At 61.6% G+C, this 17441-nt stretch carries 15 protein-coding genes; 10 read left to right on the forward strand and 5 right to left on the reverse strand.

The window, feature by feature from the left end:
- The first annotated feature begins 239 nt into the window (after positions 1-239).
- A complete protein-coding gene (locus tag QSV46_RS01680; protein ID WP_314945384.1) occupies positions 240-989 on the forward strand; it encodes an outer membrane protein in 750 nt (249 codons plus the stop codon).
- A 74-nt stretch (positions 990-1063) separates the two neighbouring features.
- On the opposite strand, the gene QSV46_RS01685 is transcribed toward QSV46_RS01680, so the two are convergent.
- Complete coding sequence (locus QSV46_RS01685; RefSeq protein ID WP_409997132.1) at positions 1064-1303, reverse strand: hypothetical protein; 240 nt, start codon at positions 1301-1303, stop codon at positions 1064-1066.
- A gap of 384 nt (positions 1304-1687) precedes the next feature.
- Between QSV46_RS01685 and QSV46_RS01690 the strand changes: the two genes are divergently transcribed.
- The 3 genes from QSV46_RS01690 to QSV46_RS01700 all read left to right on the forward strand — a co-directional run bounded on the left by QSV46_RS01690 (position 1688) and on the right by QSV46_RS01700 (position 4780).
- Complete coding sequence (locus QSV46_RS01690) at positions 1688-2794, forward strand: AI-2E family transporter (protein WP_314946452.1); 1107 nt, start codon at positions 1688-1690, stop codon at positions 2792-2794.
- A gap of 156 nt (positions 2795-2950) precedes the next feature.
- Positions 2951-4162: an acetate/propionate family kinase gene (locus QSV46_RS01695; protein ID WP_314945386.1), complete on the forward strand. Its 1212-nt coding sequence runs from the start codon at positions 2951-2953 to the stop codon at positions 4160-4162.
- Between the two features lie 159 nt (positions 4163-4321).
- Positions 4322-4780, forward strand: coding sequence for a potassium channel family protein (locus QSV46_RS01700; protein ID WP_314945388.1), 459 nt, complete (start codon positions 4322-4324; stop codon positions 4778-4780).
- Here the strand turns inward: QSV46_RS01700 and QSV46_RS01705 are convergent.
- Positions 4758-5441: a helix-turn-helix domain-containing protein gene (locus tag QSV46_RS01705; RefSeq protein ID WP_314945390.1), complete on the reverse strand. Its 684-nt coding sequence runs from the start codon at positions 5439-5441 to the stop codon at positions 4758-4760. The two genes, QSV46_RS01700 and QSV46_RS01705, sit on opposite strands and share 23 nt — an antisense overlap.
- A gap of 362 nt (positions 5442-5803) precedes the next feature.
- Between QSV46_RS01705 and QSV46_RS01710 the strand changes: the two genes are divergently transcribed.
- Positions 5804-6427, forward strand: a complete 624-nt coding sequence (locus QSV46_RS01710; RefSeq protein ID WP_314946454.1) for a response regulator transcription factor — start codon at positions 5804-5806, stop codon at positions 6425-6427.
- A 203-nt stretch (positions 6428-6630) separates the two neighbouring features.
- Positions 6631-7005, forward strand: a complete 375-nt coding sequence (locus tag QSV46_RS01715) for a response regulator transcription factor (protein ID WP_314945393.1) — start codon at positions 6631-6633, stop codon at positions 7003-7005.
- Between the two features lie 15 nt (positions 7006-7020).
- Here QSV46_RS01715 and QSV46_RS01720 read toward each other — a convergent pair whose 3' ends face one another.
- The 3 genes from QSV46_RS01720 to QSV46_RS01730 are packed head-to-tail and all read right to left on the reverse strand — an operon-like array spanning position 7021 to position 10250.
- Entirely contained in the window at positions 7021-7632 is a 612-nt protein-coding gene (locus QSV46_RS01720; RefSeq protein ID WP_314945395.1) for an invasion associated locus B family protein, read from the reverse strand.
- A 30-nt stretch (positions 7633-7662) separates the two neighbouring features.
- Positions 7663-8550 (reverse strand): alpha/beta hydrolase family protein, encoded by an 888-nt coding sequence (locus tag QSV46_RS01725; RefSeq protein WP_409997133.1) that lies wholly within the window; start codon positions 8548-8550, stop codon positions 7663-7665.
- An 11-nt stretch (positions 8551-8561) separates the two neighbouring features.
- Positions 8562-10250 (reverse strand): transporter, encoded by a 1689-nt coding sequence (locus tag QSV46_RS01730; RefSeq protein ID WP_314945398.1) that lies wholly within the window; start codon positions 10248-10250, stop codon positions 8562-8564.
- A 140-nt stretch (positions 10251-10390) separates the two neighbouring features.
- Between QSV46_RS01730 and QSV46_RS01735 the strand changes: the two genes are divergently transcribed.
- The 4 genes from QSV46_RS01735 to QSV46_RS01750 all read left to right on the forward strand — a co-directional run bounded on the left by QSV46_RS01735 (position 10391) and on the right by QSV46_RS01750 (position 17433).
- Positions 10391-11056 carry a YoaK family protein gene (locus QSV46_RS01735; RefSeq protein ID WP_314945400.1) on the forward strand — a complete coding sequence of 222 codons (666 nt, stop codon included), beginning with the start codon at positions 10391-10393 and terminating at the stop codon, positions 11054-11056.
- Entirely contained in the window at positions 11053-12795 is a 1743-nt protein-coding gene (locus tag QSV46_RS01740; protein WP_314946458.1) for a SulP family inorganic anion transporter, read from the forward strand. The genes QSV46_RS01735 and QSV46_RS01740 overlap by 4 nt, the downstream gene beginning before the upstream one ends.
- 169 nt (positions 12796-12964) lie before the next feature.
- Entirely contained in the window at positions 12965-15718 is a 2754-nt protein-coding gene (locus QSV46_RS01745; RefSeq protein WP_314945402.1) for a decarboxylase, read from the forward strand.
- Positions 15719-15732: 14 nt separating this feature from the next.
- Positions 15733-17433, forward strand: coding sequence for a transporter (locus QSV46_RS01750; RefSeq protein WP_314945405.1), 1701 nt, complete (start codon positions 15733-15735; stop codon positions 17431-17433).
- Positions 17434-17441 lie beyond the last annotated feature (8 nt).

The following is a 17441-nucleotide window of genomic DNA, read 5'->3' on the forward strand; positions in this document are numbered from 1 at the left end:
GACGTCGAGATGCCGATCGAGTGGACGGCGACGTTCCGTCATTTCGGATAGCGGCCGTATCATTGGACGCTGCGGGTGAGGCAAACCAGCATCGGATTCGAAATGTCTTGAGTGTTGCCATTTTGGCACGTGGAGATTTTGCCCCCACCCGTAGAGTTCAGCCGGAAGTTGGGGGATCATTGCATTGCAACAAACCCGGCGTTTCGCCCATTCAGAGGCGGCCGGCAAGAGAGGGCACGATGAAAAGGCTTCTGCTGACAACCGTGGTGGCATTGGGCGCCGTGGGTCCTGCGATGGCTGCCGATATGGCCGTGAAGGCGCCGCCGCCGGCACCGATCGTTCCGGTCTACAATTGGACCGGCTTCTATATTGGCGGCAACGGTGGCTGGGCCCAGAACCACAACTGCGTGGATTTCCTTGACGCGGCTGGCGTCGCCGTCGCTTCCGGTTGCCGCGATCGGTCCGGTGGCGTTATCGGTGGCCAACTCGGTTATCGCTGGCAAGCCAGCCAGTGGGTGTTTGGTCTTGAGGCTCAGGGCGATTGGGCGGATCTCAGTAACCAGCGCGTTAGCCTGTTCGATCCGACGCTCTCCACGCGCACTAGAACGAGTGCCATCGGCCTCTTCACCGGCCAGATCGGCTACGCCTGGAACGCATCACTGCTTTATGTAAAAGGCGGCGCGGCGGTGACAGACAACCGCTTGAGTGTACTTGATACCGCGTCCGGCGCCGAACTCGCCGCGCAAAGTGCAACCCGTTGGGGTGGCGTCATTGGCGTCGGATTCGAGTATGGGTTCACCCCGAATTGGTCGGTGGGCCTCGAATACGACCATCTGTTCATGGGGCACCGGAATAATTCGTTCACGGTCGCCGATCCGCGACTTGCCGCTTTTGTGAACAACCGGATCACCCAGGACGTGGATATGGTCACCGTGCGCTTCAATTACCGATTTGGCTGGGGCGCCAATCCGGTCGTCGCAAGGTACTGACCTTCCGGGTCTGGTTCTTCAGGGGGCCGGCAGCAACGCCGGCCCTCATTTCTGCGACGTTGCCACCAAGCGCGTCAGCGCCTGCCGACGCGATCGACCGGACCGCCGCGATTCGTCGGAGTGCCGGGCCGCACCGCTTCCCGTGCAGCAGCGCGCGCGACCGGACGCACGCCCAGGGCGACGCCCGGTCTCGCGACGCAATGCGCGGGGTAGTCCACGTATTGGCAGTATATAACGGCGTTGGCGCTTTCGGGATTCGCGAAGACGAGACCGGTCGTCATCAATGCAGCTGCTAGTCCGATGGGTGACTTCATTTGGGCCTCCTCTGTTCTAAACCGCAGTCGATCTCAGCGCTTTGCCTGCGAGTTGATCCAGATCAACGGAGGCATCGCGCTCGCGCGACCAGCGTTGCTGCGAATCACCACGACTAACGACTATGCGAATTTCATCCTCGCGATATCGCTTACAAATATCCGCAATTCTACTGGAGCAACGTCGCCGCGCAGATCCCGCGGCGATGCGCTATCTCAACGTGACGTCCGCGGCCGGCACCGGATAGCAAGTCTCTACCGGTAACGTGTTTCGGGCCGCGCGTGAGCCGACCTGTCCGTACCTCAGCCCTAGGAGAGCCCCGCCGCTTGATCTGGATCAAGCTCGCGAAGCGGGAGCGGGGGTCAATTCCGCCACAGCATGCCTGCATGACTGAAGGCGCGTCCGTGAAAACACTCCGCCAGATACTCTCCGGTGACGAGATCATCCAGCTTCTAATTCGGCTCGGATTGCTGGCGCTGTTGCTGGTCTGGGCGCTACTCCTGGTGCGTCCATTCGTGCCCATATTGGCCTGGAGCGTTGTGCTTGCGGCTGCGCTGAATCCGGTATTTCGGCGCCTCTCCAACATTCTCGGTGGGCGACCGAAGCTTGCGGCGACGATCCTCACTCTTGTCAACCTCGCGGTCGTGATCGGGCCCGCGACCTGGCTGGGTATGGGCGCGGTCGACGGGATCACCGATCTTGCCGCCCAAGTTACCGCTGGCGAACTGCATGTGCCTTCGCCGCCGCAGTCTCTCAAGGATTGGCCGGTCATTGGTCCTCAGTTCTTCGATCTCTGGGATCAGGCGACGACCAATATCCGGTCGCTCTTGCGCACAGTGGTGCCCTACCTGAAACCATTCGCGGCGACCTTGCTCGGATTTGCCGGCAATGCCGGCGTTGGAACGGTCAAGTTTCTGCTGTCGGTGGCCGTGGCCGGCGTGCTTTTTCCGTATGGACCTCAGCTCGTGGCTGCGGGGCGCAGCTTTCTGTCGCGCATCGTGCCGGATCAGAGCGAGCATTTCGTGGACCTGGCGGGGGCTACGATCCGCGCGGTGGCTCAAGGCGTGATCGGCGTCGCTATCATCCAAGCCTTGCTGGCGGGTATAGGTTTCAAGCTCGCCGGCATTGCCAGCGCGGGCCTCCTGGCCTTCCTGGTGCTGTTGCTGTCGATCGTGCAGATCGGCGGGACCATCGTCATCCTGCCGGTCATCATCTGGATCTGGACCGACAAGGAATTTCCGATTGCACTGCTGCTGACGGTGTTTCTCGTGATCGTGTCGGTGCTCGACAATATCCTGAAACCGCTTGTCATGGGGCGCGGCCTGACCACGCCGGCGCTCGTCATCTTGATCGGGGTGATCGGAGGAACCCTCTTCCACGGGATAATCGGCCTCTTCATCGGACCTATCATTCTATCTGTGGTCTGGGAGCTGATGGTGGCCTGGATCCGAACCGAACGTGCTGTGCCGGCAAAACTGGCGATCGAGCGTTGAGACCCGTCAAATCGACAGAAGCCTTCAAGCAAAGCGATACGACAACGAGGTTGGAACGTGGTGGTGGAAAATGTCTGGCCCGCCTGGTGCTGTTGCTGTTACCGCCGGTGTTGATGCAGGGCTGCGGCATGCTCCAACGATTGCGACGTGAGCGTCATGGACACCATCCTTGTCATCAATGCCGGCTCCTCCCACCTCAGGTTTCAGATCTATTCGGTCGAAGGAGAAGGAAGACTACGTCAGCAGCTCCAGGGGCGGATCGACGGCATCGGGCGGTGCCCGCGACTGCAAGCGAGCAGAGCCGCCGGCGATCCGCTTGCCAATCGCGCCTATCCGGTCGAAGCAGTGCCGGATATTTCGGCCGCACTGAACATTGCAGGCGGCTGGTTGCGGGATGAGCTCCATATCAGCCCCATTGCTGTCGGCCACCACGTCGTTCACGGCGGTACGGAGCATGACCGTTCGGTCCTGATCGATCACGGCGTCCTCGCTCGCCTGGAACGGCTGACCGCGTTGGCGCCGCTTCATCTGCCCCACAATCTGGCGCCAATCCGCTCGATCCTTGTCGATTTTCCGTCCGTGCCGCAGGTCGCCTGCTTCGACACTGCATTTCACCGAACCCATGCTGCGGTCGCCGACCATTATGCGATTCCTCCTCCGCTCTATGTCGAGGGAGTGCGCCGTTACGGGTTTCATGGTTTGTCCTACGAATACATTGCGAAGACCTTGCCGATGATTGCCCCGAAAATCGCACTGGGACGGGTGATCGTCGCACGTCTTGGGAGCGGGGCTTCAATGTGCGCGTTGAGTGGAGGACGCAGCGTGGAGAGCACTATGGGTTTTAGCGCGTTGGACGGACTGCCGATGGGAGCGCGACCAGGGCAGATCGACCCGGGCGTGGTGCTTTATCTCATCTCGGAGAAGGGAATGTCGGCGCAGATGGTACAGGAGTTTCTCCACGAAGATTGTGGATTGAAGGGCTTATCCGGCGGCGTCAGCGGTGACGTGCGTCAGCTTGAGGCAAGTCAGGATCCCAGCGCGAAGTTCGCAATCGACTATTTCGTTTACCGGATAGGCCTTAACGCCGGCATGCTCGCGGCCGCGTTACAGGGCCTAGATGCATTTGTCTTCACAGCCGAGGTCGGCGTGAATTCCGCTTCGATCCGTTCGCGCGTCGTGGAGCAGCTCGCATGGCTCGGTGTCCGGCTCGATGTGGTGGAGAATGCGCGGAAATCGCAGCTAATATCGTCCGCCGCGAGCCGCATTCCGGTCTACGTCGTACCCTCCGACGAGGAGCTTATGATTGCCAGGCACACGCTGGCGTTGCTGATGAGCGGTAGCTCGAGAGCACCGAGCCGGGTATGTTGATCGTAGTATCCCGGCAGAAGGGTTCTTGGCGAGAAAAACATGGACCTTGGCGCCGCGCTCGTCCTGACCTGAACCAAGCACGTGCATCATATGCCTGACCGATGGCAGGGCTGGCCGACCAAACCAGCGGCATGGACGCGTCGGCGGTAGGAGTTCGCGATGGCGCTTCAATTCTTGCTCGGTACCTTTATCAGTGTGATCAACATCATGATTCACGCGCTGGTGACCGTTGCGGCCATCGACATCGCTCGTACCGCCGGATTGAAGCACACGGCGCGGCCCCGGTCGCACCTGATGGCCGTGATGGTCACCACCGCCGTCATTTTGATGGTCGCGCACACCGTCGAGGTTCTCATTTGGGCGCTGGCCTATGCGACAGTCGGCGCGGCGCCTCCGGGCAGCGATCTGCTATATTTCACTTTCGTGAACTACACCACGCTCGGCTATGGCGACATCACCCCGGTGCAGGGGTGGCGGCTGACGGGGCCAATGACAGCGATGAACGGCATCTTGATGTTCGGCTGGTCGACCGCGGTTCTTTTCGAGGTTCTGCGCAAGACGGTTGAACATCTCGCCGCGATTGCGGCACCTGGGTCTAGTTCTGGAGATCGAGGCTAGCGAGCTGCCGCCTGTCCAGCAACACGATTTGGCGCTGTGTGTTTCCGATGAAGCCGAGGATACCGAGCTCATGCAACCGCGATAGCGCACGGGATACAGTCTCCAGAGTCAACCCGAGATAATCCGCGATATCCCGCCGCGACATCGGCAGCGCCATGATGCCGGCGGCGGTCAGGCGCTTGTCCATCTCGATCAGGAAGGCAGCGACCCGCTCCAGCGACGTCTTGCGGCCGAGCAGCAGCATGTGGTCTTCCGCATGCTGAAGATTGCTGGTGGTCATGCTCAGCAGGTTGCGGGCCACCATAGCGTCGTCCTGCGCAACCAGCTCCAGACTTTGTCGCCTGACCAGGCGAACCGTAGTGTCGACGATCGCTTCAGTCGTGAATCTGTGCGCGCTGCCATTCTCCAGCCCGAAAATATCGCCCGCCAGATGAAAGGCGCCGATCTGGCGCCGCCCGTCCGACAGCAGCTTGTAGCTGCGCACGGCGCCCCTCTTGACTTGGTAGACGTACTCAGCGGGCTCCTTTTCGCCGTAGACTTCGGAGCCTTTCTTATAGGTAAATTCGTTTAAACTGATGATCGGATTTGAGTCGGTGTTTAACCCGAGCTCGCGGAGTGAATGGAGCCGCGAGGGGGCGTCGGCAGCACTGCGAACGAACATGGCCAACTCCCGAACTGATGGGACGCTATATTTTTTTATCGGGAATAAGAGCCGCCGAAAATCCACTTCCCGCGGGGGTTGTTTATGCCAAAAGCGGGGTTTCCAACCATTGTCTGTAGGTGCATTGTACCAAGGTACAGGAGCGGCGCGTGATGCGCCGGATGAGAATCCAGTCAGAGTGTCTGTCAGATCGTGCGGCAATATGCCGACAGCGCAGGTCCGTTCGGGATTGTGCCATTCTAAATGGGCTGCTTTACTCGGGCATCGACGGCGCGGTTCGGCAGCTCCCCTTGAGTTGCTTCGTCAGGCTCGTGCGAGCACTTGGTCTTTCTGCGTTCCAAGAATTCGTCGAGGGGGAAACATTGTCTGGCTTCGTTTATGTCGTGGACGACGACGCATCCTTTCGGATGGCGATCCAGCGTCGGCTCAAACTGGCCGGATATGAAGTTGTGACCTACGCGTCGGCGCAACAGCTACTGGATGATCCACCGGCGACTGAACATCCGGGATGTATCCTGCTTGACGTGCAGATCCCCGGCCTGAGCGGCCCCGAATTGCAAGCCTCCCTCGTCCAGCGCCATTCGCCGCTGCCCATCGTCTTCCTCACCGGGCATGCCGATACCGCGACGACTGTCCGGGCGATCAAGGCCGGCGCGGAGGATTTTCTCACTAAGCCAGTCTCATCGGAACAGTTGATTGGCGCGATCGAACGCGCAATGGCTCAACAGGAAGCGGTGCGCGGTCAGCAGGGCAGGCTCGATTTGATTCGTTCTCGCTTAATGTCTCTGTCGCGGCGCGAGCGACAGGTGTTCGATCTGATCGTGCGCGGTAAGATCAACAAGCAGATCGCCTATGAGCTTGGAACGACCGAACGCACGGTGAAGGCACACCGCCATCAGGTGATGACAAAGATGCAGGTGCCATCGTTTGCCGAACTGGTTTCCGCTGCCGAGCGGCTCGGCCTCCTGGAGTCGGGAGAGGAGTGAACCGGCGGCCGGTTTTCGCACGCTATCGTCAGGGGCGCGATCAGGACCTGTACGATGGGACAATATGAAATATTGTTGACATAATTCGGCCGGGCCCGTCTACATGCCGGTGGTCGTTAGCCGTCGGATTAGCGCAGGAACCTTTGTCGCGCAGCGTCGTTGCGACGCGAGTGCCAAGTTTCCAATGAGAAAGCCGGGTCCCATTGTTTGCACGTAAGTCGATTTACGTCGTGGACGATGACCCATCAATGCGTCGAAGCATGGAACGGTTGCTTCGAAAGCATGGCTTTGACGCGGTTGCTTTCGAGTCCGCCGGTGCGTTGCTTCGCTATGGCTGCTTCGAAGAGGCGTGCTGCATCGTTCTGGATATCAATCTGGACGGGGAATCGGGCATCTCCCTCCGCCGCAGGCTGGCGAGCGAGGGCACTACTGTCCCGGTCATCTATATTACCGGTAACGACTGCCGGGCCAACCAGGCGGCCGCGATGCAATCCGGGTGTGCCGCCTACTTGGCCAAGCCCTTCGCAGCAAGCGCTCTCATCGACTCCATTGAACGCGCTTGCGGCAAGGACGTCTGATTCTGACTCGCGTGCTCACTCCTCGATGTCCTGCTCCAGGGTTTGTGCGGGCGCACCGTTGTGAACCGAAGCGAACTGCGCCAGTGGCAACGATGTTGTCAGAGACAGAAGGCTGGAATCGGTGACCTCGAGCACCAGAGTCTTACCGGCTTCCATGTCCTTGATGAACTTGGGATCCGCAGCGTCAGCGGCGATGCAGGTATTGGTCAGGCACCAGGTGTAGGGTAACGACTGGGAATTTCCCTGATCGACCGTCAACTTCGCAGGGTGTTGCAGATACATGCCGACCGGGACAAACAGTTGCAGTCGGGCAGTGCGGTCACCGTCGCGCTCGATCAGGTCCAAGCGTACCGCCATCTGGCCGGTCGCAAACTTGCCGGTGATCGAGGTCCGGCAGAGCATCGGCGCGCCTCCCGGTTTGACGCAAAGCTTCCGCCAGTCGGCATAGGTGATGTCCTTGACTTCGCGCTGTCCGCGGGGCGCGATTTCGGCGGGTTTTACCTCGCGCGCCTGCTTTTGCGCTGCAGCGTGCTGGGACGAAGCTGGTCCGACAATGGTCGCTGCGAACAAAATCAACAGGCAGGCACGCGCGCGCCTGGGCCATGGTGTTGAGGGGGCGTTGTTCATGGTTATGTCTCCGGGCGCCGGCCTCTGCGGCTATTTCTGCGCGTCGAGGAAGTTTTCGACGAGTGGTGACCACACCGAGATCGTGTCCGGCGAGCCGATGAAGAAGTGCCCTTCGTTACCGAAGGGTGGCATCAGATGATATTCGGCCCTGCCGCCGGCAGCGGTGAAGGCGTCGTGCATGCGCTTGGATAGGGCCGGGCCGAAGAACGTGTCGTTTTCGATATAGAACCACAGCATCGGCACCCGCGAGGTCCGGCCGAAATCGGCGGTTACCTCGACCAGCTTGTCCGGCGCGCAATTGTTGTTGGGTTTGCCGTCGACCCGGCCCCCGCGTCCCGCTGCGAAGGTGATGATTGCCTTGACCCGCGGCGGGTTCACGCTCGAAAGGGCAATGGAAGCCCAGCCGCCGGCGGACTGTCCGACGACGATCACGTCCTTCGGCAGAACGCGCTTCTCGGCCACCATGTAGTCGATGATCCAGAGATCGACCTGCGCCACCGCACGCCCGGCGTCGTGGAAGTTGGGATTGGTGCAGTTTCCGACCTTGGAGAAAAAAGGTCCGTAGAGACCGTGCTCGGGAATGTCGATGGCGGCTGCCCCATAGCCCGTGCCAACGGGCGCCACCACGAGGTAGCCGCGTTTGGCAAACCACTTCGCGGCATCACGGAACTCCACCAGCGGGAAGAAGCTGCGATCGACGGGCTTGAGCGATACGCCATGGTTCATGATCGCCAGCGGGAAGGGGCCGTCGCCGATGGGCCGAACCACATAGGCGAACATCGGCATCGGCAGCGGCAGGGCCCAGACCTCCTCTTGGATGCGGACGTCGTCAACGGCGCGTCCGGGACCAAGAGAGCAGGCGAGAATGCTCAATGCCGCCGCCAGGTACGTTGCCGTAGAAGTATAGCGGAGCTTCACGCAACCCTCCTTCAAGCGACGAAAGTGCTGGCCACAATGATCGGGCCAAGCACGGTCAGGATGACGTTGCCGACGGCGTAGGGCACGGCGACCCCGAGCACCGGCGTTTGGCTTTCTGCAACTTCGCAAGCGCCGGTCACGGCGGCGTCGACTGTCATGGCGCCGGCCAGCGCTCCGCAAATGATGACTGGGTTCATGCGGAGCACGCGATGGGCAAACAGGGTCGTCACGACCAGTGGCACCAGCGTGACAACCAGGCCCATGCCGACCAGCAGCATGCCGTGCGACTGAATCGCAACCCAGGCCGCGTGGCCGTTGCCGAGCCCGATCGCCGCGATGAAGCCGCCAAGGCCGAGATCGCTCAGCGTCTGCTGCGCTGCAGGCGGCATTGCGCCCAGCGTGGGCCGCCGCGAGCGCAGCCAGCCGCAGAAGAGCCCAGCAATCAGGGCGCCGCCGCCACCTCCCAATGTCAGGGGCACCGACCCGACCTTGACGCTCGCGAGACCGGCGAGCAGACCCGCGGCGATGCCTGCGGCAAGGAATGCAATGTCGGTGCGATCTTCGGAGCGCAGAATCTGCCCGACATGCGAGGCGGCGCGCTCGATGTTGCGGGTGCTGCCGACCAGCGTCATGACGTCGCCGACATAGATGCGGGTGTCCGCGCTCAAGGGGACCTCACGTCCCATCCGCGTCAATTGGCGCAGGAAGACGCCTCGCGCAGCGTCGCCGACGCGGTCGGCCACATCCTTGACAGAGCGGCCATGGAGCTTGCGGTTGTCGACGAGGACGTCGATCACGTTGCCGGGAAGGGCCTTGAGGATCTCATCTGCGTCGATTTCGGTGCCAATGATCGACTTCGCAGCGACAATCGCGGCCGTACGCCCCGCGACGACGATGTCGTCGCTCGCTTGAAGGATGGTGTCGCGATGCGGCTCGACGTCCGCTCCCTGGCGCACGATCCGCTCGATCACGCTGCGGCTGCCGATCTCGTCTTCGACGGCGCCGACGGTCCGTCCGGCCGCGGCCGACACCCGGTACGCGCGCGCCTGGAACTTTCGATAATGCAGATTTTCGGTCTGCGGCGGAGTTCCTCCCGACAGCTCCGCTTCGAGCTTCGCAGCCTCCGCCTTCAGATCGATCCGCATCAATTTCGGCGCGACAAAGGGTACGAACAGAAGCGTGAGGATGTAACCAAGGACGTACGTCACCGCGTATCCGGCGGCGATGTTCGCCTCCTGCTGCTCCAGCATGTCCTTGGCGAGCCCCAGTTGAGCCAGCGCGCCGGACGCGGTGCCGATGACCGAGGATTGCGTCAGGGCGCCTGCAGCAAGCCCCGAGGCGGTGCCGGGACCAAGCGCGAATACATTGGCAAATATGAGAACGATGACGAGGCCGGTGCCGCCAAGCACGAGCGCGAGCGCAACCTGCGCCAACGTCCGGATGCTCAGCGACGCGAAGAACTCTGGCCCCGACCGATAGCCGATCGTGAACACGAACAGGCTGAAGAGGATGACTCTCAGCAGGGACGGAAACGTGAAGGTGCCGAGCTGCCCGATCAGGACGGCGACGATGAGCGTGCACGCCGTTGTGCCGATCGAAAAGCCGTGAATCCGAACGCGGCCAAGAATCGTGCCGAGCGCGACCGACAGCAGCAGGAAGATTTCGGGAGCGGCGGAGATGATCCATCTGACCGTGCTCATGGCGCAAGCCCTCCAGCCATTTGCGCCAAATCTGGTTGGCGACAGCCGGCGATGCTTGATCCAGATCAATTCTCGCGGTCGGCCAGCCGCTCCCTGTTGAGCTGCAAGAGTTCTAATCCCGACGTTCGGACATAAGCACGATGGATACCACCGTTGTTTTGTCGATACGCCGCGACGAAACGGTGCCAGTCGCGCTGCTGCTGGCCTTCACGGGCGGCTATCTCGACGCCTATACGTGGATCATCCACGGCGTGATGGCTAACGCCCAGACCGCAAATCTCGTGCTGCTGTGGGTCTATGGCTCAATCGGCAACTGGGCGAAGGCGCTTCACTTCATCCCGCCGATCCTTGCGTTCGCGGTCGGCATCATGGCCGCGGCGTGGCTGCGCCGGGCAACCGGAGAGCGCGCCAGCGCGATCAGCACGCTGGTTGAAATCCTGCTGCTGATCACTATCGCCATCCTGCACAACCGCCTGCCGGATCTTGCCGGAACGCTTGGGATCTCGTTCGTCGCCGCCGTACAGAGCGCCGTCTTCACCAGGGTTGAGGGCGTGCTTTACAGCTCCGTCATGATCACGGGCAACATGCGGCAGGCGATTGAAGGCGTGTTTGCCGTAGCTTCTGGCGACGGAGCGCTACGACCGCCGGTTATTTTCGCTATCCTATGCGTTACGTTCGGCCTCGGCGCCGCCTTCGGCGCGTTTGCGACCAAGCAGATCCCGAATCTCGCGCTGGCTGTTCCTGTGGTCGCGCTCCTGGTTGTGCTGTTGCGTTGCGAAAGTCCAGGCGACGAGGCCAGCCCATGACCTCATCCGAGCGGAGATCACGCTGGACCTCCCTGTTTCCGCCCGCGACCTGGCTGGCGCAGTATCACAGCGCCTGGTTGCGTTCGGACGCGATCGCCGGAATCACCCTCGCGGCTTACGCCATCCCTGTGTCGCTGGCCTATGCGGCGCTGGCGGGCCTGCCGCCCCAGATCGGCGTCTACGGTTACATGCTCGGCGGCCTTGGCTACGCGCTGCTCGGGTCGTCGCGTCAGCTCGCGGTCGGTCCGACCTCCGCGATCTCGTTGATGATTGCGGCCACAGTCGGGGCGCTGGCCGGCGGAGACCCGGCCAAATACGCGGAGATCGCGAGCCTTACCGCATGCGCGGTGGCGCTGCTTTGTCTGATCGCCTGGTTGTTCAAGCTCAGTGTCCTCGTCCGCTTGGTGAGCGACAGTATCCTGGTCGGTTTCAAGGCCGGCGCGGGACTCACCATCATGATGAGCCAGTTGCCGAGCCTGTTCGGCGTCGCCGGGGGTGGTCACAATTTTTTCGATCGCGCCATCAAGCTTGCCGGCCAGCTCGGCGGCGTCAATTGGCTGGTTCTGGCGCTCGGTGTGGTCGCGCTTGCCTTCCTGCTGGCGGGAGAGCGGCGGCTGCCGGGAAAGCCGGTCGGGCTTACGATCATGGCGCTATCGATCGTCTTGGCCACACTGCTTGGACTTCCGTCGCTTGGCGTGCCGGTGACCGGCAAAATTCCCGAAGGATTGCCGGCGTTCGGATTGCCTAGCTTTGGCCTCTTGGAGCCCGACGAGCTCTTCCCGTTGGCTGCGGGATGCGTGTTGCTCGCCTATATCGAAGGCGTGTCCGCCGCTCGCAGCTTTGCCGCCAAGCATGGCTATGCGCTCGATGTCCGGCAGGAGTTTTTGGGCCTCGGCGCGGCGAATCTCGTCACGGCTTTCGGGCACGGCTATCCCGTGGCAGGCGGGTTGTCGCAATCCGCGGTCAACGACAATGCCGGGGCACGTACACCGTTGGCTCTGGTGATCTGCTCGGTGACGCTTGCGCTGTGCCTGCTGTTTTTCACGGGGCTGTTGACGAATCTTCCCAAGGCAGTACTTGCAGCGATCGTCTTTGCCGCTGTCTACAGGCTGGTCGACATCCATGCACTGCTGCGGATGTGGCAGGTCAGCCGCATCGACTTCTATGCCGCGGCGATTGCGCTCGTATCCGTGTTGCTTCTGGGGATCCTGCAAGGAGTCCTGCTGGCAGCCATCGCCTCGATCGTTCTGCTGCTGGCGCGGGCCTCACGTCCGAATGTCGCGTTCCTCGGCCGGCTCCCTGGTACCGGCCGTTACTCCGACAATGCGAGACATGAAGGCGTCGAGCCATTGGTCGGGATCATCGCCTTTCGACCGGAAGCTTCGTTGCTCTACATCAATGCCGAAACGATCCTTGAAACAGTGTTGGAGGCCGTGCCGCTGTCGGTCGGCGTCAAGCTGGTGGTCTGCGATCTATCGGCATCACCCTACATCGATCTGGCCGGTGCGCGCATGTTGCACGATCTTCATGACGAACTCGCCTCCCGAAATATCGCGTTCCGCATCGTCGGCGCGCACGCACAATTGCGCGATCTGCTGCGGGCTGAAGGCCTGGCGGACAAGACCGACAGCGCAGCATGGCTTCGTTCGGTCGACAGCGTACTCGGGGAAAGTATAACCGGGCAATCTTCTGACTCCAAACCGGCGGATCCGGCCGACATATTGGCCGATCGGCTCTGATGCGATCTCATCATCGTCCTCAATCGGCCACGCGGCAGCGCTTTGGACGATGTCACGGCCCGAAGGATTCATGACTCTTCGAGATGCTCGACCTTTGACTTGGATCAATGGACCGAGGTGAGCGGGCATCACGATCCGGCCGCGACCTCGCAAAGATCCGGAGAGAAACATGCCCAAGGACGCCAAGGCTGCAGAAAAGCGCATCGATCAGTTCATTTCCGGCCCCGGCGGACGGGCGGATGATTGGCGCGATCTGGTCGAGGCCGCCAAGGCATGGGCGCGTGGCGGCGATCGTGCAAAATATGACGCGTCGCTGGCCGATCTCTCCGTCATTGAAGAGTTTCACGGCTATCCCGGGTTGGAATTGATGACCGCTTTGCGGGAAGCAGCTTCGGCCGGAGATGCAGCGGGTTCGCTTGGCCTTGCGACGCGCATCACGCAGGCCCTGATGACGCGGTCCTTCCGCCAGCACGCCGGCGATTGGGATCCCAAGGACGACGGCAGTGGCGATGCGCCCGAGCTTGTGTCCTCGACCTTCGGCTCGCATACAGCCCGCCGGCCCTATTTCGAAACGCTGATCGTCACCGGCGTCTCCTCCGACAAATGGCCTGCGCTCGCCGCCGAATGGCGCAAGCTGCGACGTCCGGTGGATTCCTTCGTCTATGAGCCGGTGATCGCCGGCGGCCTCGAAGACGCCTTCTGCGCGACGATGCTCAACCCCAACATCGCGGCCGTCGTCATCAACGAAGGGTTCGGGTTGCGTTCGCGTCACGACGCGCCGATATTGAGAACCATGACCGCCAGCGCGGGCATCAAAGACGAGTCGGACGCGTCCGCTCTCCGGCTCGCGCATATCATCAAACGCGTGCGGCCCGAGCTTGATATCTATCTGATGTCGAATCGCGACGTCGAGCAAATGGCTGGAGACCCCGAGGCCAACGTGGTTCGGCGGATATTCTACTCCATCGAAGAGCTCCTCGAGCTCCATCTCTCGATCCTTGAAGGCATCCAGGATCGCTTCGACACACCTTTCTTCGACAATCTCAAGAAATACGCACAACGCCCGATCGGAACGTTCCATGCGCTGCCGATCGCTCGCGGCAAGTCTGTATTTAGGTCGGACTGGATCCGCGACATGGGTGAATTCTACGGCTTGAACCTGTTCCTGGCCGAGAGCAGCGCGACCACTGGCGGCCTCGACAGCCTGCTGGAGCCGACCGGCACCATCAAGAAAGCGCAGGACAAGGCGGCGCGCGCGCTCGGTGCGGACCGCGTGTTCTTCGTGACCAACGGCACGTCGACCTCCAACAAGATGGCGGTGCAGGCGCTGCTCGGGCCGGGCGACATCGCGATCGTCGATCGCAACTGTCACAAATCGCACCACTACGGGATGGTACTGGCCGGCGCCCAGCCGATCTACGTCGAAGCGTTCCCGATGACCGCGTATTCGATGTACGGCGCGGTGCCGCTGAAGACCATCAAGCAGGCCCTGTTGAATGCGAAGGCCGATGGCCGGCTGGACCGCGTCAAGATGCTCGACCTGACCAACTGCACCTTCGACGGCCACATCTACAACACCCGTCGGGTGATGGAGGAGTGTCTCGCGATCAAGCCGGATCTGATCTTCCTGTGGGACGAAGCCTGGTTCGGCTTCGCGCGCTTCTCTCCGTTCTTGCGGCGGCGGACCGCGATGGGTGCCGCGAATGAGATCGAGGCCTGGATGCACGACCCGAAGTCGGCCGCGGCTCACGAGAAGCAGCAGGCCGAGCTCGGAAAAAATCCGTCGAACGAGATGCTGCTTAAGACCAGGCTGATACCAGATCCGCGGCAGATCCGCTTGCGGGTCTACCAGACCAACTCGACCCACAAGTCGATGTCGGCGATCCGGCAGGGCTCGATGCTGTCCGTCAAGGACGTGGAGTTCCACACCGTCGAGCAGCAGTTCAAGGAGGCGGTGTTTACGCACGCGTCGACCAGCCCGAACCAGCAGCTCATCGCCAGCCTCGACGTCTCGCGGCGTCAGATGGAGTTGGAGGGCTATGGTCTGGTGGCCAATGCGATCGAAATCGCATTCGCAATCCGCCAGGCAGTCAACAACAATCCGCTGATCTCCAAATACTTCCGCATTCTCGGCGCGGACGCGATGGTGCCGGCGCAATACCGTCAGAGCGGCTTCACCGACTATCTCGCAACTGGCATGAACTGGGCGAGCGTCCTGAAGAGCCTGGACGACGACGAGTTCTGCCTCGATCCGACGCGCATGACCTTGGTGTGCGGCACCGCTGGCTATGACGGCACGCAGTTCAAGGGCATCCTCGCCAATGACTACAACATTCAGATCAACAAGACATCGCGCAACTCGGTGTTGTTCCAGTCGAATATCAACAACACCCGCAGCGATGTCGCCCATCTGGTGAGGGTGCTGGCGGAGATCGCGGGCGAGGTCGACCGCGGTCTGGTTCAGGGCGGCGCGAATGCGAAAAAGACCTTCGAGGCGCGGGTCAAGAGCCTGATGACTGATGTGCCCGACCTGCCGAACTTTTCGCACTTCCACGACAGTTTCCGTGGCGACGCCGGCACCAAGACCAACGAGGGCGACATCCGTAGCGGCTTTTACTCGGCTTATGACGCGGCGGGATGCGAATATATCCGGCTCGGCGACCCCGAGATCGACCGTCGCCTCAAGGCCGGTCCCGACCTCGTCTCGGCGAGTTTCGTGATCCCGTATCCTCCCGGCTTCCCGATCATGGTACCGGGCCAGGTCATCACCCAGGAGACCATCGACTTCATGCGCAAGCTCGATGTGAAGGAAATCCACGGCTACGACGCCAAGGAGGGGCTGAAGCTCGTACGAGCCGAAGCCCTGGCAAAGATCGGTCGGCCCAAGCCCGGCGCCGCGCCGAAGCTCAAGGCCGCATCATAATAAAGGGGACGGACATGCAGGGCTTCTTCACGTTCTTGCAGCAGAATCCATATCTGCTGCTGTTCTTCGTCGTTGGCCTTGCCGTCTGGATCGGGCGAGCCAGCATCAAGGGATATGGTCTCGGTATGGTCGCCGGCGCCATCGTGGTTGGAGCGGGCTTGTCGGTCTGGGCGTCGGTATACGGCGTGAAGCTCGAGCTGAACACGTTCGCCAAAAGTCTGTTCTACTACCTCTTCATGTATGGCGTCGGCCTGCGCGTCGGGCCTTCCTTCATCAACAGCCTCAGGGGCGACGGCATCAAATTTGTGTTCCTCGCGGTGGTGTCGAGTATCCTCGGTCTCACGCTTGTTGTTGTTTTGGCAAAGCTCTTCGACCTCCCAACCGGCGCCGCCGGCGGCATGCTGGCGGGGTCGCAGACCATGTCGGCCGCGATCGGTTCGGCCGAGCAGGCCATCACCTCCGGCGTCGTCAAGCTGCCCGAAGGCATGAAGCCCGAGGATGCGTCGGGGATGATCGCACTGTCTTACGGCATCACCTACATCTGGGGCACCGTCGGCATCATCCTGATCTGCAAATACCTGCCGCGCTGGTGGGGCGTCGACGCAAAGGCGGCAGCCAAGCAGTACGAGCAGGAGTTTGGCGTCAAGGATCTCGAGGGCGGCGGCCTGACCGGTTATCGGCAGTTCGGCCTGCGTGCCTACCGGCTCGAAAATCCAGCCCAAATCGGCATGAGCATTGCCAAATTCCGCACGATGAATCCCGAATACCGTATCGTCAACGTGGCGCGCGGCGGAGAACCGCAGGGAGCCGATCCTGAATTCATCCTGCGAAAAGGCGATGTGGTTGCGCTCGGCGGCTCGACCGAGCATCTCACCGACAAGATGGGCCTGATCGGCCCGGAGGTTGCTGATGCCAAGGCGCTCGGCATTCCCATGGATCAGGCGGACATCCTCGTCACCAACAAGGCGATGGCTGGACGAACCTTTGAGTCGTTCCGCGACACAGCCATTGCCGGCCAGCTGCAGGTCACCAAGGTGGAACGCGGCGGCGTGCAGATTCCGGCCGGTCTCAAGACCGAGTTGCAGCGGATGGACATCGTCTCGGTGGTCGGCATCAAGTCGGCTGTCAACGAACTTGGCGAGATGTGGGGACGCATTGCAAGGACCAACACTTCCACCGATCTGCTGACGCTGGCCGTCGGTATGATCCTCGGCTTCCTGATCGGGATGATCGAATTTCCAGCCTTCGGCGCCAAGATCGGCCTCGGCAATGCCGGCGGATTGTTGCTGTCCGGCGTGATCGTCTCGTCGCTGGTCTCCCGGCTGCGGTTCTTCGGCAATACGCCGAACGCGGCGCGCAACGTGCTGGAGGATCTCGGTCTCGTGGTCTTCGTCGCCATCGTCGGCATCAATGCCGGCGCCGGACTGCTGGCGCAGCTCACAGGTGCGGTCGCGCTGAAGATTTTCGTCGCTGGCTTCATCGCCTGCACGATTCCACCGTTCATTGTCTGGGCGATCGGCTTCCACGTCTTCAAGATCAATCCAGCCGTGCTGATGGGCGGCGTTGCCGGGGCGCGGTCGCACTCGGGGCCGTGCCGCGAAGCCGCGGTGGAAATCCAGAGCTCCGTGCCCTGGATCGGATTCCCGGTCGGCTACGCCGTGTCGGGCATCCTGCTCACCGTGTTCGGCTACTTCGCGATGATCCTGGCCCAATAGCTCGGCAT

Origin of the sequence: Bradyrhizobium cosmicum, from assembly GCF_032290525.1 — a bacterium.
Taxonomy (GTDB): domain Bacteria; phylum Pseudomonadota; class Alphaproteobacteria; order Rhizobiales; family Xanthobacteraceae; genus Bradyrhizobium; species Bradyrhizobium cosmicum_A.

Coding starts and splice junctions, on each gene's coding strand:
- QSV46_RS01730 (WP_314945398.1), bottom strand. CDS start 10,250: ATGAGCACGGTCAGATGGATCATCTCCGCCGCTCCCGAAATCTTCCTG.
- QSV46_RS01685 (WP_409997132.1), bottom strand. CDS start 1,303: ATGAAGTCACCCATCGGACTAGCAGCTGCATTGATGACGACCGGTCTC.
- QSV46_RS01700 (WP_314945388.1), top strand. CDS start 4,322: ATGGCGCTTCAATTCTTGCTCGGTACCTTTATCAGTGTGATCAACATC.
- QSV46_RS01695 (WP_314945386.1), top strand. CDS start 2,951: ATGGACACCATCCTTGTCATCAATGCCGGCTCCTCCCACCTCAGGTTT.
- QSV46_RS01720 (WP_314945395.1), bottom strand. CDS start 7,632: ATGAACAACGCCCCCTCAACACCATGGCCCAGGCGCGCGCGTGCCTGC.
- QSV46_RS01690 (WP_314946452.1), top strand. CDS start 1,688: ATGACTGAAGGCGCGTCCGTGAAAACACTCCGCCAGATACTCTCCGGT.
- QSV46_RS01735 (WP_314945400.1), top strand. CDS start 10,391: ATGGATACCACCGTTGTTTTGTCGATACGCCGCGACGAAACGGTGCCA.
- QSV46_RS01705 (WP_314945390.1), bottom strand. CDS start 5,441: ATGTTCGTTCGCAGTGCTGCCGACGCCCCCTCGCGGCTCCATTCACTC.
- QSV46_RS01680 (WP_314945384.1), top strand. CDS start 240: ATGAAAAGGCTTCTGCTGACAACCGTGGTGGCATTGGGCGCCGTGGGT.
- QSV46_RS01740 (WP_314946458.1), top strand. CDS start 11,053: ATGACCTCATCCGAGCGGAGATCACGCTGGACCTCCCTGTTTCCGCCC.
- QSV46_RS01745 (WP_314945402.1), top strand. CDS start 12,965: ATGCCCAAGGACGCCAAGGCTGCAGAAAAGCGCATCGATCAGTTCATT.
- QSV46_RS01750 (WP_314945405.1), top strand. CDS start 15,733: ATGCAGGGCTTCTTCACGTTCTTGCAGCAGAATCCATATCTGCTGCTG.